The organism is Tepidibacter hydrothermalis, assembly GCF_029542625.1.
In the GTDB taxonomy this organism is placed as follows: domain Bacteria; phylum Bacillota; class Clostridia; order Peptostreptococcales; family Peptostreptococcaceae; genus Tepidibacter_A; species Tepidibacter_A hydrothermalis.
On record NZ_CP120733.1, the window covers coordinates 3,120,635 to 3,143,042 of the forward strand.

The 22,408-nt window shown below is 28.5% G+C and carries 23 protein-coding genes; 6 read left to right on the top strand and 17 right to left on the bottom strand.

The features are described from left to right. Positions 1–31 precede the first annotated feature (31 nt). From P4S50_RS14710 to P4S50_RS14760, 11 genes are all read right to left on the bottom strand, one after another. The gene (locus P4S50_RS14710) at positions 32–1,042 is read right to left on the bottom strand and encodes a lysylphosphatidylglycerol synthase transmembrane domain-containing protein (protein WP_277731556.1); all 1,011 of its coding nucleotides are present in this window, start codon (positions 1,040–1,042) and stop codon (positions 32–34) included. After that, positions 1,026–1,739 carry a polysaccharide deacetylase family protein gene (locus P4S50_RS14715; RefSeq protein WP_277731557.1) on the bottom strand — a complete coding sequence of 238 codons (714 nt, stop codon included), beginning with the start codon at positions 1,737–1,739 and terminating at the stop codon, positions 1,026–1,028. The genes P4S50_RS14710 and P4S50_RS14715 overlap by 17 nt, the downstream gene beginning before the upstream one ends. An 18-nt stretch (positions 1,740–1,757) precedes the next feature. Beyond that, a complete protein-coding gene (locus tag P4S50_RS14720; RefSeq protein WP_277731558.1) occupies positions 1,758–2,876 on the bottom strand; it encodes an MGDG synthase family glycosyltransferase in 1,119 nt (372 codons plus the stop codon). Positions 2,877–3,264: 388 nt separating this feature from the next. Further along, on the bottom strand, positions 3,265–4,347 hold the full coding sequence (locus P4S50_RS14725) for an RNA ligase RtcB family protein (RefSeq protein WP_277731559.1): 1,083 nt from the start codon (positions 4,345–4,347) through the stop codon (positions 3,265–3,267). Positions 4,348–4,523: 176 nt separating this feature from the next. Continuing rightward, positions 4,524–5,048 (bottom strand): hypothetical protein, encoded by a 525-nt coding sequence (locus P4S50_RS14730; protein ID WP_277731560.1) that lies wholly within the window; start codon positions 5,046–5,048, stop codon positions 4,524–4,526. After that, positions 5,020–5,478: a YbaK/EbsC family protein gene (locus tag P4S50_RS14735; protein ID WP_277731562.1), complete on the bottom strand. Its 459-nt coding sequence runs from the start codon at positions 5,476–5,478 to the stop codon at positions 5,020–5,022. Before P4S50_RS14735 ends, P4S50_RS14730 begins: the two co-directional genes overlap by 29 nt. Before the next feature lie 137 nt (positions 5,479–5,615). After that, positions 5,616–6,227, bottom strand: a complete 612-nt coding sequence (locus P4S50_RS14740; protein WP_277731563.1) for a cyclase family protein — start codon at positions 6,225–6,227, stop codon at positions 5,616–5,618. 31 nt (positions 6,228–6,258) lie between these two features. Continuing rightward, positions 6,259–7,251 carry a hypothetical protein gene (locus tag P4S50_RS14745; RefSeq protein WP_277731564.1) on the bottom strand — a complete coding sequence of 331 codons (993 nt, stop codon included), beginning with the start codon at positions 7,249–7,251 and terminating at the stop codon, positions 6,259–6,261. A 180-nt stretch (positions 7,252–7,431) separates the two neighbouring features. After that, positions 7,432–8,346 carry an RsiV family protein gene (locus P4S50_RS14750; protein ID WP_277731565.1) on the bottom strand — a complete coding sequence of 305 codons (915 nt, stop codon included), beginning with the start codon at positions 8,344–8,346 and terminating at the stop codon, positions 7,432–7,434. Positions 8,347–8,361: 15 nt separating this feature from the next. Further along, positions 8,362–8,898: a sigma-70 family RNA polymerase sigma factor gene (locus P4S50_RS14755; RefSeq protein ID WP_277731566.1), complete on the bottom strand. Its 537-nt coding sequence runs from the start codon at positions 8,896–8,898 to the stop codon at positions 8,362–8,364. Positions 8,899–9,034: 136 nt separating this feature from the next. Further along, entirely contained in the window at positions 9,035–9,424 is a 390-nt protein-coding gene (locus P4S50_RS14760; RefSeq protein ID WP_277731567.1) for a reverse transcriptase-like protein, read from the bottom strand. A 189-nt stretch (positions 9,425–9,613) separates the two neighbouring features. Here P4S50_RS14760 and P4S50_RS14765 point away from each other — a divergent pair, with 189 nt between their 5' ends. Then, complete coding sequence (locus P4S50_RS14765; RefSeq protein ID WP_277731568.1) at positions 9,614–9,964, top strand: L,D-transpeptidase; 351 nt, start codon at positions 9,614–9,616, stop codon at positions 9,962–9,964. 51 nt (positions 9,965–10,015) lie between these two features. Here the strand turns inward: P4S50_RS14765 and P4S50_RS14770 are convergent, their stop codons facing one another. The 4 genes from P4S50_RS14770 to P4S50_RS14785 all read right to left on the bottom strand — a co-directional run bounded on the left by P4S50_RS14770 (position 10,016) and on the right by P4S50_RS14785 (position 14,522). Next, complete coding sequence (locus P4S50_RS14770; RefSeq protein ID WP_277731569.1) at positions 10,016–10,924, bottom strand: DMT family transporter; 909 nt, start codon at positions 10,922–10,924, stop codon at positions 10,016–10,018. A 36-nt stretch (positions 10,925–10,960) separates the two neighbouring features. Then, complete coding sequence (locus tag P4S50_RS14775) at positions 10,961–12,400, bottom strand: trimethylamine methyltransferase family protein (protein WP_277731570.1); 1,440 nt, start codon at positions 12,398–12,400, stop codon at positions 10,961–10,963. Positions 12,401–12,590: 190 nt separating this feature from the next. Then, positions 12,591–13,235, bottom strand: a complete 645-nt coding sequence (locus P4S50_RS14780) for a corrinoid protein (protein WP_277731571.1) — start codon at positions 13,233–13,235, stop codon at positions 12,591–12,593. Positions 13,236–13,247: 12 nt separating this feature from the next. Next, positions 13,248–14,522 (bottom strand): PocR ligand-binding domain-containing protein, encoded by a 1,275-nt coding sequence (locus P4S50_RS14785; protein ID WP_277731572.1) that lies wholly within the window; start codon positions 14,520–14,522, stop codon positions 13,248–13,250. A gap of 289 nt (positions 14,523–14,811) precedes the next feature. Between P4S50_RS14785 and P4S50_RS14790 the strand changes: the two genes are divergently transcribed. The 5 genes from P4S50_RS14790 (at position 14,812) to P4S50_RS14810 (ending at position 20,430) form a co-directional block, all read left to right on the top strand. Next, positions 14,812–16,419, top strand: a complete 1,608-nt coding sequence (locus P4S50_RS14790) for a spore germination protein (RefSeq protein ID WP_277731573.1) — start codon at positions 14,812–14,814, stop codon at positions 16,417–16,419. 12 nt (positions 16,420–16,431) lie between these two features. After that, on the top strand, positions 16,432–17,628 hold the full coding sequence (locus tag P4S50_RS14795) for a Ger(x)C family spore germination protein (protein ID WP_277731574.1): 1,197 nt from the start codon (positions 16,432–16,434) through the stop codon (positions 17,626–17,628). 4 nt (positions 17,629–17,632) lie between these two features. Then, positions 17,633–17,866, top strand: a complete 234-nt coding sequence (locus P4S50_RS14800; RefSeq protein ID WP_277731576.1) for a hypothetical protein — start codon at positions 17,633–17,635, stop codon at positions 17,864–17,866. A 23-nt stretch (positions 17,867–17,889) separates the two neighbouring features. After that, positions 17,890–18,990: a GerAB/ArcD/ProY family transporter gene (locus P4S50_RS14805; protein ID WP_277731577.1), complete on the top strand. Its 1,101-nt coding sequence runs from the start codon at positions 17,890–17,892 to the stop codon at positions 18,988–18,990. 108 nt (positions 18,991–19,098) lie between these two features. Continuing rightward, a complete protein-coding gene (locus tag P4S50_RS14810) occupies positions 19,099–20,430 on the top strand; it encodes an IS3 family transposase (RefSeq protein ID WP_277730718.1) in 1,332 nt (443 codons plus the stop codon). 56 nt (positions 20,431–20,486) lie between these two features. Here the strand turns inward: P4S50_RS14810 and P4S50_RS14815 are convergent, their stop codons facing one another. Continuing rightward, positions 20,487–21,017, bottom strand: coding sequence for a (Fe-S)-binding protein (locus P4S50_RS14815; protein WP_277731578.1), 531 nt, complete (start codon positions 21,015–21,017; stop codon positions 20,487–20,489). Between the two features lie 24 nt (positions 21,018–21,041). Beyond that, a complete protein-coding gene (locus P4S50_RS14820; protein ID WP_277731579.1) occupies positions 21,042–22,190 on the bottom strand; it encodes a cysteine desulfurase in 1,149 nt (382 codons plus the stop codon). Positions 22,191–22,408 lie beyond the last annotated feature (218 nt).

The following is a 22,408-nucleotide window of genomic DNA, read 5'->3' on the forward strand; positions in this document are numbered from 1 at the left end:
TCCTATTCATTATAATAAAAAAGCAATTGCCTTATGCAATTGCTTTTTTTGTTGAATCTTTTAAATGAACTAATAACGTGACTATTCCTCCAACTACAATACATGAATAATAGCTTACTATCCTCCATAAAAGCATAGCATATACTACCAACCCATTTGTGAATAAAAAACTAAAGAATATATGAAAAGCTCCTTCTGATGCTCCAAGAGTTCCAGGTGTTGGAACAAAAGAAACAGCCATATATAATAACGATTGAATAGCTATAACATCCATTGCAGATGTTCCTTTCAAACCAAGTGATATATATACAAAATAAGTTATTCCAAAATAGCATGTAGCTTGAAATATAGCTATAATAGAAAGCTTTATAGTTGTACCTATATCTTCTTTTAATTTATTTATACTAACTATATATTCATCTAAAATCTCATTTATTTTCTTTTCATACTTGCCCATGTTCTTAAATTTATTTATAAATTTAAGAATAGAATTCAATATATTTCTTACTATACTATCGTTAAAAAACAACATAAAAATACCAATTATTACTACCCCATTTATAATTATACCTGTGCATATGAATGGTAATGTCTTACTTAAATTTGTCGATATATACTCCCATCTAATTGCAAACATCGTTATAGAGTAAAGAGTTACGACCGTTTGATATATTATAAACTTCATCATAAGTATAGATGTAGATTTCCCAATAGGTATATTTTCTTTTAACATATAATATACTTGTGCTGGCTGACCTCCGCTTGAAAATGGAGTTATACAGCTGTAGTATTCTCCTATTAGATTTATACTCAACGCTTTTTTTAACTTTAATTTAGAATTAACTAATCCAGATATATTTTTTAAAAGAAGACTTCCTGATATCCAATTAAGAAACATACATAACATAGCTACTCCAAAATATAGCTTGTTAATTCTTGATATTATATGAGGAAATTTTGAAATATCATTATTATTTACTATTACCCATCCAGTTCCAACTATTAATAATAATAGAATTATATAATTAAGCTTTTTGTTCATAAATATCCTCTCCTTGACAAGCAGTCTCAACTGTCACAAATTCATAACCATCTTCTATAAGCTTTGGAATTACATATTCTAAAGCCTTTATAGTTTTATTAGGTGCCCCCTTAGCTCCTCCACTATCATGAAGAAGAATTATATCTCCATTTTTTACGTCATTGACAATTTTATTAATTATATCATCAGATGAAATGTTATTCTTCCAATCTTTAGTACTCATAGAATACAATACTGTTTTTAAACCTAATTTATTAACCATTAGTTGTGTTAATATGTTGAACATTCCCCAAGGAGGTCTGAAAAATATAGTTTTTACTCCTAATTCATCAAATATCCTTAAACTCTCTTTAAAATCTCTGATAGTCTCAAAAGGTGCACTTAACCATGTATGCTTATGTTTTAAAGAATGTATACCTACAGTATGCCCCTCATCAATAATTCTTTCAACTATCTTTTTATTTCCATAAGTGCTGTGTGCTACAACAAAAAAGCTGGCTTTAACATCGTATTTCTTAAGTAAATCTAGCAATCTGTTAGTATATCTTGCATCTGGTCCATCATCAAAAGTTAAAGCTATCTTTTTATCTCTAGTATTTATTCTTCTTATAACCTTGGATGATATATATTTATTATAAAAATTAGGTATTATAGCGTATATAAAAATTATACATCCTATTAGTATCGCAATATTCATTACTTCCAACTCCCACTCTTATACAATAGATTTTTGGTCAATATTTTCAATGTAATCTATCAACATGTCCGTATCTAATTGTTTCTTAATCTCTTTGATATTCTTTTTTAATTCTTCTTTCAATTTATCACTTATTATAAATTTCTCAACCATATCCTTTATCTCATCAGAGTTTCTAGCTATCATCCCTATACCACTATTTTCTATGAAATTTGCATTTTCTATTTCTTGAGCCAAAGTAGGATTATTAATTAACATTGGAATCTCAGAATGTATAGCCTCGAATGTACTAACCCCACCTGGTTTTGTTATAAGTAAGTCAGCATTATTCATGAGTTCATCTATTTCATCAGTAAACCCTTTAACTATAGTATTTTTCAAATTCATTTTCTTAGTCAAATAATTAAATTTTTCTTTATTTTTCCCAGTTATAACTACAGTTTTAACATTTTCTAAATTATCAAGATAAGTATATATTTCATCATCTTCTGGTAGAAGACCTAGGCCTCCACCCATCATAAGTATTACAAATTCAGAGTTTTTTATACCATATTTCTTTTTTATATCAATTGAACTCTTATCTGAGAATTTTTTTCTAACTGGTATACCTGTAACTTGAATAGTATTACAATCTATTCCCTTAGCTACAAGCTTTGACTTTACAGACTGTGTTGCAACCATATATTTATCAGTATTTGGATAAATCCACTCAAAGTTATCTACTATATCCGTTATACAAGTTATAAAAGGAATTTCACTTTTATACTTTTCCTTATACATCGATACAAATCCTGAACACATTGGAAAAGTAGATATTATAATTTTAGGATTTGTCTCTTGTATATATTTAGCCATCTTAGATAAATACATCTTATATATTATTTTGTCCATCATAGTTTGTTTATTAGCCTTTTTTTTGTAAAAGTAATTGTATATATCTTGAGTATTTTTCACTAAGATTTCATATGCCTTATAAACCTCATCAGTCAAATGAGGACTACATATTTCAACCACATCTACAACTTTTATATTTAAATCATTATCATATATTTTTAATTGTTCGTTTATCGCATTAGCTACACTAACATGACCCGAACCAAAATTTGCTGTCAATATTAAAACATCGTCTTTAATCATTTTGATCATCCTTTCTAACTAAATTATAATTCATCTAAATTAATCATTAATTAGATAAAGATTAAAATTAGATTAGAAAAATAAACTTAAGCCAGTAAATACTGTACTAGTTATCATAATTATTGCAATTGATATACACCCTAGCCTTTGCTTTAAAATAATTGTCAATTCCACTCAAATTTTAGATTTCATATTTATATAATAATTTATTAACATTAAATATTTCTTAAATTTAACTTAAGTTAAATTTAATTTTTTTTATTCATTCATGTATTTTGAGCTTAGATTTTATATTTTTCAGTTCTATTTTAAAGATTTCATTTAAATTTAACAAAAAATAACTCCGTAAAAAACGGAGTTATTTTATAATTACGATTTTAGTTTTATATCATTTTTTATAAGTTATCAATGGTTTTAAGCTTGCTACAACTTCAATCATCTTTTCATCAACCATATCCTGTATTACTCTTTCTATATTCTTATAAGCCTCAGGTGCTTCTTCATATATTACATTTTTATCACTATATATTAAATTACATTTCATATTATTTTGTCTTACATATTTCTTAGAATATACTTTTTCAAGCTTTTCTTTACATCCAAATCTGCTCCACTTTCTTCCTGCACCATGCGAAACTGAAAATGCATAATCTAAAAGATTATCTGTAGGTTTTACTATATACGAATTACTTCCTCTAGATCCAGCTACTACTACATACCCTATATCAGACGGTGATGCTCCTTTTCTGTGAATATAATGTATCTCATCCTGTATTTTCTTTGGAGTTATACTATTATGAACACTATCTAAAAGCTTTTTATTTTCTTTTGAATTTACACAACTTGAAATTTTATGAGCTATTATTTCTCTATTTAATTTTGCAAATTCAACCGCTTTGTTATGTTCATTCATGTATTCATTAAAGGCATCACTACCTAATTCTAATCCATTTTGACAAGAATACTCCTTGATATATTTGTTCAATATATACTCTCCATATCGTCTTGAACCACTGTGAACTAATAAGTATATCTCATTCTTATTTATTCCTATTTCATTTAATGCTTTTTCATCGTATACCTTATTAACTTCTTCAAACTCAGCAAAATGATTACCAGACCCTATTGTTCCTAATTTTTCTTTAAAAGGAAAATCAATATTTTTAATAGAATCGCTTGTATATTCAAGCATATCTAATTTTTCTAGTTTCTTTACAGACTTATCTATTTTAAACTTAGTTTTTTTAAATCCAGTAGAAAATAGGCCTATTCCACAACCTATATCATTTCCTATTATATGAGGATATATAATATCCTTAGTCATATAACTTGCTCCAACAGGAGTCTTTCCAATATGCAAGTCCGGAAGTCCTACTGCTTTGATTATTCCTTTAAGTGTTGATATTTTTTTAAGCTGATCTACAGCATTACTTTCTATCCACGATTTTTCACTTTTTACTATTTTTATCATTATTAATTCTCTCCTCCATATTATCGTATCCTATGGCAAGAGAATAATACTATAACCTATATATATTCTCTCACCTCATATTTTAATAACATCATATCGATCACATCCTTTCAAAATATTTATACAATTATTTTATCATATTTTTTTAATAATTATCATTTAGTAATTTATATCTTTTAATAACCCTTTTGCTCATATTTATCATAACTCCCATCATACATCTCACTTTCAATATCTGATTCTTTCATAAAAAATATATTTACAGGGATATAAAAATTTACAACAGTATGATGGAATCCTTCTGGCTCAACCCTTGCTATTACATTTTGATTTTCTTTATATATTAAATGCTCTGTTTTATAAGAATATGAACATGCAAACATTCCATATAAGCAAATCAAAACTATTGCAACACCAAAAATTACTGCAAACAAAGTTTGTAGTAAAACTTTCAACTTATTATTTTTAATTTTTAAATCTGTCTTCAAAATTAAAAACCACCAAAATAAAACTATTATTGCTATAACTAAGAAGAAATTGCTAAACATATATGTATTCTCTATCCAGCTTCTAAATATCAACTCTCTACTATGTCCTATGTTTTCTAGTAATTTGTAAGTAATAAAAATAATTATTTCAGTTATTATACATATTAATAACAACTTATTATTCTTATTTACATACATCAACCCATATCCCATTAGTTATTTCCTCTAATTCACTTGGTTTGATCTTTATAGATGAATTAACTGATCCTGCAGCAGGATACACATAATCAAAATCTTTAATAGAAATATCTAGATATATCTCTAAAGGATTTTTTAGTCCAAACGGACATACTCCACCGACTGGATGTCCTGTTATATCTAGAACTTCATCATACTTTAACATCTTACATTTTGTATTAAATTCATCCTTATATTTTCTATTATCTATCTTTGCATCACCTTTAGCAACTATAAGAATATTTCTATCCTTTAACTTAACAGCTATAGTTTTTGCAATAAGTTCAGGGGCTACTCCATGTGCTTTAGCTGCCAATTCTACTGTTGCCGTACTTTCTTGCATTTCAAATACCTCAAAGTTTAAGTCATTTTCTTTCAGAAAATCTCTAACACTCTCTAAAGACATTTCAATCAACTCCTTAGCAAAATAATTTATTAAAACAAATTATATACTATAAAACAGTATAGGGATACAATTTTTTCTATAATTTTCTAGTAAGTTAAAAGACACTCATTTTTCAATGAGTGTCTTCTTCTTTAAAATTAAAATTCGACCATTATTCTAGCTGGAAGTGCATCTAAGCCTTCAATTTTCATAGGTAAGCAAAATACTCTAAAATTATTTTTAGGTATTTTATTAAGGTTGGTTAAGTTTTCTATTGCATATATTCCACTTTTACCAAGAAAAACATCTATTAATCCATGATTTTTTCCACGTCCTAAGCCCAAAGTATCTATTCCAATCATATTCACTTTTTTCTCAACTAGATACTCCATAACCTCCATTGAAATTTCAGGATGAGCATTATACTTTTCTTCATCATTCAAGTATTGATCCCAATTGGTTTGAAAAAATACGAAATCTCCTTGTTTAGCCTCTGAGAAATCCAAATCAGCAATTTCAACTGGTCTGTCAGTTATATGAGAAACATCAAATTTTATTCCCGATGCTATTAATCTCTCATTCTCTAAAACAACATCTTTACCCATAACATCTATATGAGTTCCCATATTATGAACAGCACAAGAAAATAAAGTTGTAGTATACTCCTTTTTAGTTCCTTCAAAACATTTTACTTTCTCTACTTTCAAAGGCGGTGAACCCGCTCTATACACTCTATTTATCTTTGTAACTTGTGTAATATCAACTATCATAAAAAGTCCCTCCTATATTATTTACTTTATTCTATTTTGTAAATTCATCTAATTTTAGTTTTAATCCTTTAGCTAAATCATCTTTACCGTTTTTTTCTAATAATTGTTGATATAGTGTAAATATATCAACTATCTTTTTCTTTTCAAGTTTATATCCATAATTTTCTTCATCCTCTTCAAAGTCAAGTAACATTTCATTTTCTAGCAGATAACTTAAATCATCTGTTTCATTTAACAAAATCAAATACTCCCCTACTCCATACTCCAAATATTTTAATGAATCTTCCCACTTTTCTTCTTTACTAAGTTGCTTTGCTTTTTCAAAAGAGGTATTCAAGGCCATAATACTACTTTTATAAAGCAACTCACTATATGTATATGGGTATAAATAATTTTCTTCTAATTCCATTGCTTCATCTAACTTTCCATCTTCTAATAAAGACATCTTTTTCTCAAAATATTCTACACTAGGATCAAAACTATATTTTTCTAGAAATTCAAATTTATTATTTTCCCATTTCAAATAAATATTCTCCATATATGTACTAGATGGTGCCTCAGAAGAAATTAGTAAATATTTATCTAATGAAAACAAACTTGTTTTTACCTCATTTATCGAACTATCAACTTTGATACTATTCTTTATACTCAATTCATTAGTCTTTAAGTTTCTATCAATAGCATAGATTTTAAAATAATACTTATTATTCTCAAGTTCATTTTTAATCACAAAATATTCTTCTAAATCTTTCGTATTAGTACCTTCGAAAATTTTTACATATTCATCTTCTGTTAACTTTTCATTTTTAAGAAATTCTAGTATTAAATTATATTTTTCTTCTACTTTTTTGTCTGTTTCTCCATATGAGTTTAATTGTATACTTTCATGATAAGCTACCCCTTCTATCATTCCATTTTCATAAGAGGTATCATAGAAGCCATAAAGATCTTTTTTTTCGATTGACTCAGTATTACATCCTGTTATTGATATTATTATCCCTATTAAAATTAGTATTTGTTTCATATGCATACACCTTTCTATATTTTTTTATTTAAAAATTATAATTGTTATTTAATAATACCATTATAATGTTTCCATAGTATATCCATTTACTTTTATTATTTAAGAAAATATATAAAGAAAGCCATGAAATATATTTTTAATACATTCCATGGCCTTTTAGCCTAACTATTAACTCATATTCTATTTCAAATACCCTAAGTCAGAAATGTTATTTCCAAAAATAGAACTATCAATTATAAATTCAGGCATTCCCATATAACCTGCAGCTATCTCATATTCATTAAAAACTATTACAAGGTTGCCATTTTCATTGATATAAAAATTCGTCTTATCATCTATAGTTTTGAATTCTTCTGGAAAATACCCAGCATCTTCTTTTTCTATTTTTTCTTTCATTTTCATTACTATTTCATTATTTATAACTCTTATATAATTATAATTCTTATCAAATAAATCACTTATATTAAGCACTTTGCTGTTTTTCAGGTCAACATTATAAAAGTCAGCTGTTTCATAACCACTTGCTTTTATTTGAGTTGTAACAACCTTAAAAGACAATATATCATCACTATTTCTAATTAATGTATAACTTTGATCTACTATCTCAGGCATGAATGTTAAAAATCCTGCATTCTTTGAATCTTCCTCTATTTTCTTTGAATTTTCAAGAGCCTTATCATAAACAGCTATAGCACGTTCTTTTAAAATCCTGTTTATTTCGTCTTGAACATCATTATCTTCAAGCCCTTCAATAGATGGAACCTCTATATTTATCTCCCTATATTTATCATAAAGTGCCATTTTATCAATGGTTACAAGGTTTACAATATCACCTATTACTGGAACATCAAGTAGATTTGCCGCAAATGCCTTGTTTGTATTAATCAGACCTACAAAAACTACACATATACAGGCTGCTGTTGTAAGAGTTCTAATAATTATTTTTTTAGACTTACTTGATTTGTTCATAGTTTTTTTATTGAATTTATTTTTTATATTGTTTAAATTTTCATTTGTGAACTCTGGAAGTTCACTTGCAATCATATCAAAATTTTCTTTATCAATCTCGGATATAAGGTTATCATATTTTTCCATAGTCATCCTCCTAATTTATAATTTGATTTTTGTAAGCAAAGACTTTCTGCTATAGTAAAGCCTATTACTCACTTCTTTCGCTGTAATATTTAATTTATCAGCGATTTCTCTAGGTTTTAACTGATAAAAATATCTAAGTAAAAAAATTTCACTATCTATTTGTTTGAGATTCTTTGCAAAATTATAAATATCATTAATAATTTGTTTGTTTAATAATGCTTCTTCAATATCGTCCGTTTCTGCCTTTAAATCTTCATCATATGGAAGAGTTGCCCTTTTGTTTATTTTTCTTACTTTATCTATTGCTCTACTTTTTGTAATAAGACATAAGTATGATTTAATACTACCTCTCTTATGATCGTATTTTTCAGGATGCTCCCATAAATATGTAAAACTTTCTGCTACACAATCCTCAATATCTTCTCTACTTCCAACATTTTTAAGTACACCTGAAGCAATGACCCAAAGCAACTTACTATATTCATTAATTAGAAAATCATAAGTTTTAGGATTGCGATTATGTATATCTTCTTGCAAGTTTTCATCTATCATCTAGTATATTACCTCCCTGTTGTATATTGATTATAATCGATTACATAGAACAATACGAATTGAAAAGCATTTTTACTTAAAAAAAGAGTACAATATTTTATTTAATATTGTACTCTTTTTTCTATAACCTTTATTCTTAACTTCCTAGTACCTCTTTCCACTGTTTTAATCCATCTTTATCATTACTAACATCTTTAATAGTAATAGAGTTTTCAAATTCTTTTAGTTGTTTATTAATTTCTTTTGTCATTTTTAATGCTTCCTCATTTTTTAATGTTGAAGTTCCTCTAATTTGCTCATATAAAGATGGATTATTAATAACAATTGTTATTTTCTCCCCTTTATATTGTTCTAATCTCTTTAGAGTATCTAATAGAGCTACGTGCTCTACAACTGCTGGCTTTCTATATTGTTTGAAATATGATTGTTTAAGTAAAGATTCCTCATCTTTAAAGATATTGATCTTAATTTCAATATCCTCTCCTTCATAATATGTTGTAATTCCTACTAAATAAGCTTTAATCATTATTCTTCCTCCATCTAATTATTTATTTCCGTTTGTTATATATGCTTTTAAAGTATATATATAATATATCCAATATGCAATAAAATCTTATCTCAATTTTAGTATCATTTAAACAATTTCTCAAAGATTCATATAGTATATCATACGATAACTGTTAATCAATTAAATAAAACAACCAGAGGTGATAATATGTATTTCAATAGAGTTTCAAATTATAAAATTGTTATAAATACTAATAACCGTACACTTACTTTATTTAAAGACAATAAGTGGTTTAAATCATACCCTATTGCTATAGGTAAACCTTCCACACCGACTCCAAAAGGTATATTTACAATAATAAATAAAGCATATAAACCAGGAGGTTCTTTTGGGGAAAGATGGCTAGGACTTAGCAAACCTCATTACGGCATACACGGTACAAACAATCCGTCATCAATAGGAAAGGCAATTTCAAATGGATGTATACGAATGTATAATAAAGATATTATAGAACTCTATAATACAGTCCCAATAAGAACAGTTGTTACTATAATTTAATTATAAAACGAAAAAATAGATCCCTTATAATAAGGGATCTTAAACTATGTTCTAGTTATTTAACTCTTCTACTCTTTCTATATTGTTTTGGTCCTTATTTAACAACAATACTGAACCTATTATTATAATACCTCCTACAACTTGATTCATTGATGGTATTGTTCCATACAATAGTAATGATAATATTATAGTAACTACTGGCAAGAAATTCATGAATAGATTGGATAAAGTTACTCCTATATTCTTTATTGCATATATATTTAAGAAATAAGCTAAAGTAGAATTAAATACACCTAAAATAATCAGATTTATTATAACTTTTCCCATCATTAAGTTATGCATAGTTACTGGATAAACAAGTAAAAACGGTAATGTTGTTACAGCACCTACTACTGCTTGATAATTTAACATAACTGTTTTCTCATACTTATCTGAGACTTTATCAGACAAGAAACAATAAACTACCCATGATATTATGCTAAGAAGAGTTAGTGCATATCCTTTGAAGTTAGTTGAAGCTAAGTCCTTAAAGTCTATTCCCATAAGAATATATACTCCTATTAATGAAACAATAACACTAAGAATACTCAATTTCGTTTTTGGTCTTTTAAAAAATATTGTATCTATCAAAAGAGAAAATACTGCTGCAAATCCAAATAACAAAGATGATACAGTAGGTCCAATAGCAGTTATACTTAAAACTGTTAATACATGAAAAAATGTTGTTCCAAATAATCCTGACAAGCATATTATAAATATATCTGATTTTTCTATTTTAAAATCCATCTTTTTAAAAAGATTATATACGGTAAAAAGAATAGCCATAATAGTAAGCTGAAATCCCACTATTACTGTTGCATGCATATAATTATCAATGACATCTCTAGAAATATATGAAACTCCATATATTGTTACAACTATTATTATAGCGATTAAACCAAGAATTTTGTTTTTATTCATATTCTGCTCACATCCTATAATATTTTTTACACAGGTCTATCTTACTATATTCTTTGATTTTTCTATAGCCGATTCAGCTATAGCATCTATTTTGGCTTGTATTTCCTTGTCTAAAAGTTCTACATCTTTTGTTTCATCAATAATTTTTCGCACTTTTTCTAAAGATTTTTGTGCTATGTCTTTTTCTCCATCCTCTTTCCAAGAACCATAATTTCCTCGTTCTGTTAATTCACCTCTCCATAGCTCTTTTCTAAAGTAACGAACTGTATGTTTTGAATCAAGGAAACTTCCACCATGTCCAGTCTTTTCAATATTGTCTAAAGCTATTCTTTTATCATTAAAATCTAATTCCCTTACTAATCTTTGTAGTTGAGACATACATTCATTAGAATATGGTAAATCTGCATAATCTACTACTAAGTCCATATCTAATTGCATTGCTACAAGGAAATCTGTTGTTAATGCTCCAATAGTTCCAACCATACCTGTTTCAAATCCAGTCTGTGCATCTAAAACTTTTGAGTCACGTAAGTTACATGGCATCTTTGTTGGTAGATCTAAATAAAGTCCTAATTCGGCCATACAGCTTTTCATTATAGCTGATTCTGGACTAGACATTGCAACACTTAGTGTTTTCATATCCATGCTACGTACATAACTTGAATATATTACAGGTGCTCCCGGATTTACCATTTGAGATAATGCTATACAAGCAAGTGTTTCAGCATGAGTATGGATTATTGCACTTTCTATAGTTATAGGTGAAGATATTCCAAGTATACCTCCCGAACTTATCACTGAAGGTATTTTATATTTACTAGCTTCCATAAGTACATTTAAAGTATTTTCATCTACTTTCATAGGTGGCATAGTTAATACCCAAACAGATATAAAAGGTCTTTTTAAAAATTCTTCTTCACTACCTACCGCTAGTGATGCCATTCTCACTGCATCTCTAACTCCTTCTTTTCCAACCACTCCACCAGTTATATGTTTTGTAGTATTCTTTATTGTTGTTGCCCAAGTATACCAATCAGATGCTTGAAGTGGTACATCTTGAGGTGTAACAAGTCCACTTGCAATTGTTACATTATCCAAAGTTTCTAGTATTTTAGTAAGTTTAGCTAAATCTTCATTAGTAGCAGGACGTCTTTCTCTTGTATCTGGATCAATAACTGCTGTTGCCATAGTCATAGCCGCCAGTGTTGGAGGTGCTTCACTTATTTTTACGTCATTTTCTGGTGTTCTTCCATAAAGTACAAATTCATCTCTCTTTGGAACAGTTTCAAGTGCTCTATCTATTAATTCTCTAGATATTTTGACAATCTCGCCTTCGACTTTAGCCCCTTCTTTTTTTAATATTTCACGTGCTTCTTCTGAGCATAGTTGCATACCCATGTTTTCTAACATATCTAAAGCCATACTATGAACATTTTTTAAATCTTCATCAGAAAGAAATCTTAATACTGGTTTCATATTAATTTCACATCCCCTTAGTTTTTTTATATAATCGCCTTTGTTTAATACTATGAAAATATAACTTAGTATTTAATAGCCTATTTCTGCTTTTTTTTGCTCTATTGTGCTTTTATTAATCTTATTATTTATACATCCAAATTATACATCCCAAAAACCACATAAAAAAAATCCCATTTTAATGGAATTTTTATTTAGATATAAATTTATGTGAGTTTTTTTCTAAAAAACTTCTCAGTGTAAATACATCTTCAAAATAATAATCAGCTCCTATTCTTCTAGCAAAAGTTTCTGTTACAGGTGTTCCTCCAACAATCACTTTCACACTTTCTCTTAACTCTTTATTTTTTAATTCTTCTATAACTTCTTTCATAGCTGGTAAAGTTGTAGTTAGCAGAGCTGACATAATTAGAATATTAGGTTTTTCCTTATATACTGTATCTATAAATTTTTTTGTAGATACATTTATTCCCAAATCAATTACAATTGCTCCATCAGCTATAAGTATACTTTTTACAATATTTTTCCCAATATCATGAAGATCTCCCGCAACTGTTCCCATTATAATTTTCATCTTATTATTCCTTTTAGACTTTTTAAAATATGGCTGTAATATATAGATTGAAGCATTCATAGCTCTAGTTGAAAGAAGTACCTCCGGAACTAATACCGTATCTTCACGAAATTTTTCAGCAATTTCATTCATTCCTGAAATTAAGCCTTTTTCTAATATATAATCAGGTGGATATTTCTTTGCTAAAGCCTCTTTTGTTAATTCTATTACAGTTTCAGTGTCTCCATTTATTATGCATTCGCTTATTTTTTTATAGTACACTCATATTCCTCCTTAGAATAATTTATTTCTATATACTACTGGATTAACATCAATATGTTTTTTAAATACCTTTGTAAAATAACTTTGACTTTTAAAACCTACTCTATTTGAAATATCCTTTATACTTAATTCTCTCTTTTTCATTAACTCAACTGCTTTTTCAACTCTAACTCTTGTAATATAGTCATTTACTGTACAATCTAGTTCTTTACGGAATAATCTGCTTAAGTGAGATTTACTTATAAAAAGATATTGTGCTACATCTTCTATTTTTATTGGTTTTGAATAATTCTCAATAATAAAATTTCGTGCTTTCTTCAACAAACTAATGTGCTTTTTATCTCCCAAAACAAAGATTTTATCTAGAAAATCTCTGGCTATATCATATATTTCATAAAAAAAGCATTCTATATTATCAACTTTACAAATTTCTTTATTAAAATCTTCCATCATAGTCATTGCAATTTCTCCATCTAGTCCTCCATCCACTGCAGCCCTTGAAATCAAAGATGCCAATTCTATAGTGCGCAACCTTATTATATTTTTATCTCCTCTTGCCTTAACATAAAGATCTCCTAAAAGATTTAATATAGTATTTTTTATATTTACTTTGTCTCCCAAACGAATATAGCTTAATAATTTTCTTTCTTTTTTTAAATAACTATTGTAATCATCTTTTTTATGAAAATGAGATTTTTTTCTATCCTCTAATTCCTGTCTAATCTTTTGCATAAATAAACGTGAAGCATCTTTATTTTCTAAAATACAAATATTTCTTTTAACCAAATAGTTAACTACTACAAACAATGTATCTGCTACTGCCTGAATTCGATCCGCAGATACAACTTCAAGTTTCATAGCTTTTTCTTTTAATGTATTAAATTCCTTAATATCTGAATTAAATTCTTTTAGTTCTTGATAAAAAAATTCATCAGGTTCCCACATCAAGACTTGACCACATACAATGCTTCCTACACTAACTCCTCTAACTATAATAGGTACAGCCCAAATTACTATTCCAGCATGACATCTAAAAAAGTATGGTTCTTCCCATTTTCCAGCCTCAAGACTTGCTACTCTATACGATTCTTTACATTTTTCATTACATTTACCTTGGCTTCGAATAAACTTACAAAACTCACTTCGCTCTAAATTATTTGGTTTAAAATAGCTTTCTCCGTTATTATTTACAGCCTCAATATATAATCCTGTAGCTTTAGAAAAACTAGCCATAACATCTAATAAATAGTTTTTATCTATATCTGTATCTTCTATTTTTTTATTCATGAATATCACCTTTCTAAATTTTAGCTTGTTTCTATAAATTATATTTATCTAATTTGAAAATATTTCAAAAATAAAAAATCTGTTTAATTAAACTAAATACCTTATGTTATCAATAGATGTTTAAATTATACTATTCTTGTAAATACTAATAACTGTGTATTTACTTTATTTAAATACAATAAACTGTAAATATTATATATATTTTTTAGATAGTCTAATAGTTCAAAATGACTATCATAAAATTTATAAAAATAGAAATAATACAAAAAACTATTTAGAGGTTTTTAATATGAAATTTTTTAATAAACTTTTTAATACACAGGAAAAACACACTGTAACTAATAAAAGCATTCAATCTGAAAATGTGAATGTATTTAAACCATTACACGATAACCTCAGTGATAACATTACATTTATTAAAGGTACTATTGGAGAAAGTAGCGACATTGTCATTAAGGAATTTCGTATCGGTGAAGATGACAAAAATAAAATTTGCATAATTTACGCCGATGGATTGGCTGATAAATCTTTAATTCAAGATTTTATTTTGAAACCATTAATGTTAGATATAAGAAAAGTTCACCTTGAATCAACTATTTCTTCTAAGAAAAAAGTGTTCGAAACATTGAAAAATTCTGCACTTCCAGAAGGAGATATGAAAGAGATTATAGATTTTGAAGATCTTTTTGCTTACCTATTATCTGGAGATACTATTATACTACTTGATGGATATACACAAGGCTTTGTAGTAGATTCAAGAGGATGGGAAGACCGAGGTATTACAGAACCAAATTCACAAACCGTTGTTAGAGGACCAAGAGATAGTTTTTCTGAAACACTACAAACTAACACTGCACTACTTCGTAGAAGAATAAAAGATACAAATCTTTGGATAGAAACAAAACCTATCGGACGAAAGACTAAGACTGATGTAGCTGTAGCATATATAAAAGGAACTGCAGATGATGAAATTATAGAAGAAATCCGTAATAGACTTAATCAAATCGATATCGATGGAATATTAGAAAGCGCGTATATAGAAGAACTTATTCAGGATGAAAAATATACTCCTTTTCCTACAGTGTACAGCACTGAACGACCCGATGCAGTAGCTGCAGGACTATTAGAAGGACGAATAGCAATCCTTGTAGATAATACACCATTTGTACTTTTAGTACCAGCTTTATTTGTACATTTTATGCAATCTCCAGAAGATTATTATCAACGTTTTGATATTAGTACATTGATTCGTCTACTTCGCTATATTTCATTTTTTATTGCCCTACTTACGCCATCCATTTATATTGCAGTTACAACGTTCCATCAGGAAATAATACCAACTTCTCTTCTTATTAGTATTGCAGCTCAGAGAGAAGGAGTTCCTTTTCCTGCTTTAGTTGAAGCCTTAATCATGGAAATCACATTTGAAATACTGAGGGAGGCAGGAATCAGAATGCCAAGATCAGTTGGATCAGCAATCTCAATAGTTGGCGCTTTAGTACTTGGAGAAGCAGCAGTACAAGCAGGAATAGTTTCACCTGTAATGGTAATAGTCGTATCCACTACAGCAATTAGTAGTTTTGTGTTTCCTGCATATAATATGGCTGTTCCTGTTAGGATTTTACGTTTTATATTTATGATATCAGGTGCTACATTTGGAATGTACGGCATTACCTTAGGGCTTATTGTAATGATTCTTCATCTATGCAGCTTAAATTCCTTTGGTATACCTTATATGACTCCTATGGCTCCATTTAATTGGAACGATCAAAAAGATACCCTTTTTCGTTTTCCCCATTGGAGTATGTATTATCGTCCATGGTTAATCAATAAAAACAATATAATACGTCAACAAAATCCCAAAGCAGCAAAATCAAAACCGCCACAGCATGAGTAAAGGAGCTTTTTCATGAAGAAAACTCATATTATCCCCTTTATACTAATAATTCTTATTAGCCTTTTAACTGGTTGTTGGAGTAGGCGAGAAATAAATGAACTTTCCATTGCTTCAGCAGTAGGAATAGATAAAAGTAAAGACGGATATCTAGTTACAGTACAACTAATTAATCCAGGAGAAATAGCTTCAAAAACTGCAACTACTCGTACTGCAGTAACTACCTATCGTACTTCAGGAGAGACTATATTTGAAGCGCTTAGAAGACTAACCCTTGAAACACCTAGAAAAATCTATCTTGGACATATACGATTGCTTGTATTTGGAGAAGAATTTGCAAGAAATGGTATAGGTAAAGCATTAGATATTTTTTCTAGAGATCATGAAATACGAACAGACTTTTATATAATGGTTGCAAAAAACGAAAAAGCTGAAAAATTATTAAATATTTTAACACCAGTAGAAAAGATTCCAGCAGGTAAAATGTATTCTTCTTTAGAAATGTCTTCTGATTCATGGGCTCCAACAAAAACTGTTCAATTAGATGAATTGATAAATAGTTTAATTAGTGAAGGAAAAAATCCTGTATTAACAGGAGTTTTTATAAAAGGAGATCCAAAAACGGGAATGGACATTAGAAATGTAGAAAAAGTTGATTCACCTACTACTGTTCAAATTTGTAATCTTGCAGCATTTAAAAAAGATAAACTAGTTGGGTGGTTAAATGAGCCACAAAGTAAAGGGTTAAACTATATCGAAGGTAATGTATCCAGTACAGTTTTTAATGTACCTTGTTCAAATAAAGAAAAATTAGCAGTTGAGTTAATCAGAACCAAAGTAAAAGTAAATGGAAAAGTAGAAAATGAAGAACCTAAAATAAATATTGAACTGTTAGCAGAAGCTAATATTTCCGATGTAGAGTGTAAAATTGATTTATCAAAACCTGAAAATATTTATAAATTAGAACAAAAAGTAGCACAAAGAATAAAAAACGTAATGGAACAAGCAGTAAAAAAAGCGCAAAATGATTTTAAAAGCGATATATTTGGATTTGGTGAAGCTATTCATAGAGCTGACCCAAAGGCATGGAAGAAGTTAAAAAAAGATTGGGGCAAAGAATTTGAAGATCTAACAGTCAATATACATGTTACTGCAAAGATTAGACGTAAAGGTACAATTACAAAATCTCTTCAAAACGATATAAAGGAGTAAAATTATGTGGTATATTTTAGGAATTCTAACTGTATCGATTGGAATTACATTATATGAGGTCCCATATTTACTAAAAAAAAATCTAAAAAGAGAATCATGGGCATTTTTTATTCTCCTTATATTTGGAATAATTTTAAGTATTGTTGAAAGTTTAAATATATCTATTTCAAACCCTTTAGATTGGCTTACATTCATTTATAAACCATTTACTGATTTTATACTGGGTCTTTTAAAATAAATCAGAAAGAAGTGATAAAAAAGATGATAGAAAACGGTAAAATAAGCCATAATCAATTTAAACTTTTAGTAATTTTATGTTATATTGGTACTTCCATATTGCTTACCCCTGCTACTCTTGCTTCTGAAGCAAAACAAGATGCTTGGATTGCTTGTATACTTGGGTTATTAATTGGATTATTATTAGTAATGCTCTATAATAGTTTAGCAAATAACTTATATAATATGACCTTAGTTGAATACTGCGAAAAAGTGCTTGGTAAATGGATTGGTAAATTAATTTCTCTATTGTTTATTCTTTTTTTATTTATAAACTGTTCAACCCTTGTATATGTTTTAGGAAACTTCGTAACAACTCAAATAATGCCAGAAACTCCTATTCAGTTTAATAATATACTTTTTGTAATTGTTGTTATTATAGGAACTCGTCTTGGACTAGAATCATTTGCAAGAGCATCAGAGATTTTATACCCTTGGGTGCTTGGACTTTTTATTATATTAATTGTGCTTTTATGTAAGGATATAAATTTTGAAAATTTACAGCCAGTTTTTGAATATGGAGGAAAACCTATTATAAAAGGATCTTTATTATATGTAAGCTATTCTTCTTTAACACTTATTCCCCTTATGATGATTTTTCCTGCTTACGTAAAAAACACAGAAGAAGCTAAAAAATCATTTTTAAGTGGAACCTTAATAGGAGGAATTATAATATTAATAATAACACTTCTTAGTATTTTAGTTTTAGGTTCTAATATTACTGCTCGAAATGCATTTCCTGCCTACATACTAGCTAAAAAAATAAATATAGGTAACTTTTTAGAACGACTTGAACCAATAATAACAATTTTATGGTTCATCACAGTATTTTATAAGTCAATTCTTTATTTTTATGGAGCTGTACTAGGTTTATCTCAGATACTAAAATTAAAAGACTATAGAACCCTTACACTACCACTTGGTATGATTTTAGTAGTGCTTTCCTTAATAGTATATCCTAATAGTACCTATGCCGATGAATGGAACACTACAACTTGGTTATCTTTTTCTTTAACTTATGGTTTTTTTCTTCCTTTACTATTATTAATCATTGGTAACCTACGAAAAAATAAAAGTAAAATATAATCACTTTGTATATAAAATGGTACCTATAGATTGGACACATAAAAAAGAGTGTCTAGTTTATAGGTACTTTTTTGTGTATAATTATCATTGAATATGGAGGCCTTTAGTATGAGTAAAATTACATTTTCAAAAGACAATATTGAAAGATTAAATAAGAACCCTTATGTAAAGCGCGTTAGCGAGAAGTCAATAACATACTCTGACGAGTTTAAAATAATGTTTATTGAGGAGTATTTAAGAGGAAGCACACCACGAACTATTTTCATTGATGCTGGATTTGACGTTGAAATACTTGGTGTCAAGCGCTATGAACAGGCGGCAGCCAGATGGATAAAAGCGTACAAGAAAGATGGAATTATAGGATTAAGTGATACTAGAAGAGTGAATTCAGGCAGACCAAGTAATGCTCCAGTTTCAAAGGACGATATTATTAGCAAACAAGAAGCTAAAATAAAACTGCTTGAGGAACAATTAGAATTGCTAAAAAAGCTCGACGTGACAGAAAGGAGGCTGGTAAACAACTGCGTAAATCTAACAAATAATGAAGTATATGAGTTAATTTTAAAGACTGTGTCTAAAAAAGATTATTCAGGCACAGTTTCTTATTGCTGCTCAATTTTAGGGGTTTCACGTTCAGGTTATTATCATTATTTAAAGACAGCACCTTCTAGAACTATAAGGGAGAATGAAGATTTAAAAGCTAGAGATATTATATTAAAGGCTTATAATTATAGAGGTTATAAGAAAGGTTCTAGATCAATTAAAATGACACTAGAAAATGAGTTTGGTATTATATACAGTAGAAAAAAAATCCAAAGGATTATGCGAAAATACAGTATAGTATGTCCTATAAGAAAAGCCAATCCGTATAGAAGAATAGCCAAAGCGACAAAAGAACATAGAGTAGTACCTAATCTGCTACAGAGAAATTTCAAACAGGGTATTCCTGGCAAGGTGCTACTTACTGATATCACATACATCCCTTACGGGATAAATAAAATGGCATATTTATCAGCTATCAAAGATAGCTCTAGTAACGATATTCTAGCATATCATGTATCTGATCGAATTACTTTAGATATAGCTACAATTACAATTAAAAAATTAGTTAATACACATAAAGCTGATTTACATGATGAAGCTTTTATCCATTCTGACCAAGGGGTCCACTATACAAGCCCTAAATTCCAAAAATTACTAAAAAGCCATAATCTAGGACAATCCATGTCTAGACGTGGTAACTGCTGGGATAATGCACCTCAAGAATCCTTCTTTGGTCATATGAAGGATGAAGTAGATTTCAAAACATGTTCTACACTTGAAGAAGTAATTAATAAAGTTGATAATTACATGGATTACTATAATAATTATAGATGTCAATGGGGATTAAAAAAGATGACTCCTAAACAATTTAGAAATCATCTTTTGAATGCAGCTTAACCCTTTTTTTATAATGTCCTTGACAAAGGGTCCATTTTAATATGCTGATCTCCTTTTTATTCATATCCCATCATCTGCAGCATATACTTTATTTCTTCTAAGTTTTCTTTATTGTCTTCTTCATAAATAGGTCTACAGCTTCTTATATTTTGCGTACCTGATAAAAGCTTTGATGCAAATGCAAGACATGTTGCTTGTCCACATTTTTTACAATTTAATTTAGGTAAATATTTATATACCTCTAAAGTACTAGGCTTTTCTCTCATTTCATATAAAGGTTCTATTTCATCTTTTCTTTCATATGTATTGTTCACTAATTCTTTTACTAAATCCATTATTTCATAGGCTTCTGATTCATTAACTGCTTTAGATACAGCTAAATTTGTTCCATAAATTGTAATAATTCTAAATTCTTTTCTTATTGTTAAACTCTGAATCTTATTATTATATATAGCATCTTTTACATCAGCATTTATATACGGTAGTATTTCTGAAATATCTGTTGAAAATTTAGCTTTAAATCTTATTCTTTCAGCATCAGCTGTACAAGGTTGTATAAAAGTCATCTTAATTTCTTTTAAGTACACAAAATCTCCCCCAATCTTAATCCCCTAATTTTGATTGTTAATTTTTTTAAGTGAATCTATAAGTAAATCAATATCTTCTTTTTCATTGAAATACCCTATTCCAATTCTTGCCGTTCCTATTTTTTTGGTTCCTATTACACCATGAGCACTAGGGGCACAATGAAGACCTGCTCTTATCATAATTCCATGATTTTGATCTAGTTCATAAGCTACCTCTTCTGCTGATTTATCTTTTAAATTAAATGTAATTACACCAACTATTTTTTCAATATCTTTAGGTCCATAAATAGATATATTTTCTACTTCTTCTAACCTTTTAAGTGCATATGATAATACTTCTTTTTCTTTATTTAAAATATTGTCTATACCTTCTGATTGTATAAATTTTATAGCTTCTAAAAGACCCACTATTCCAGCAACATTAGGTGTTCCAGTTTCTAACCTATTCGGAAAATAATTTGGCTGATATTCATAAGATGAATCTCCACCTGTTCCTCCTGATTTTAATGGATTTATATCTTTGTCCAAATTTATAATAAGTCCTCCAGTTCCCATAGGTCCAAGTAAGCTTTTATGTCCTGTAAAAGCTAATAAATCAATATTATCCTTTTTTACATCTATAGGATATGCTCCTGCTGTTTGAGCTGCATCCACTAAAAAAGGAATTTTATATTTGCTAGCGATAGCTCCTATCTCTCTTATAGGCTGTATTGTTCCAATTACATTAGAAGCATGTGTAAAAATAATCAGTGCTGTATTTTCCTCTATATATTTTTCAACATCATTTGGATTTGTATATCCCTTTTCATCACATGGTACATTAGAAATACTTATTCCAATATCTCTTTCTAAAGTTTTAAGACATCTCCATACTGCATTATGTTCAAGAGAACTTGTTATTACATGATCTCCTTTTTTTAATATTCCTTTTATAGCTAAATTTAGTGACTCTGTTACATTTGATGTCAAAATTACTTTTTTAATATCATCGTGGTTAAACAAAGATGCGATATGTTTCCTTGCTTCGTAAACTAATCTATCTGATTCCATAGCTTTTTCATAAGCTCCTCTTCCAGATGTTGCTCCAATATTAACCATAAAATTATATACTGCATCAGATACCTGTATTGGCTTTGGAAAAGAAGTTGCTGCATTATCTAAATATATTCCCATGTATTATCCCCCTTTGCCATTTATGCTATAAAATTCATATATTATCTATTTTTTAATGGCACTGCTTTCCTACTTTTATTATACCTACTCAATCTGATTATTACTATAAATTTCCAATCAAAATATAATAAAAATTCATCTAGTCGCTACTCACTGACTCATGTTGCCAACGGTCTCTACGGGCTCCGCTGCTCAAAATAGTATGATTTCCTTAAGCG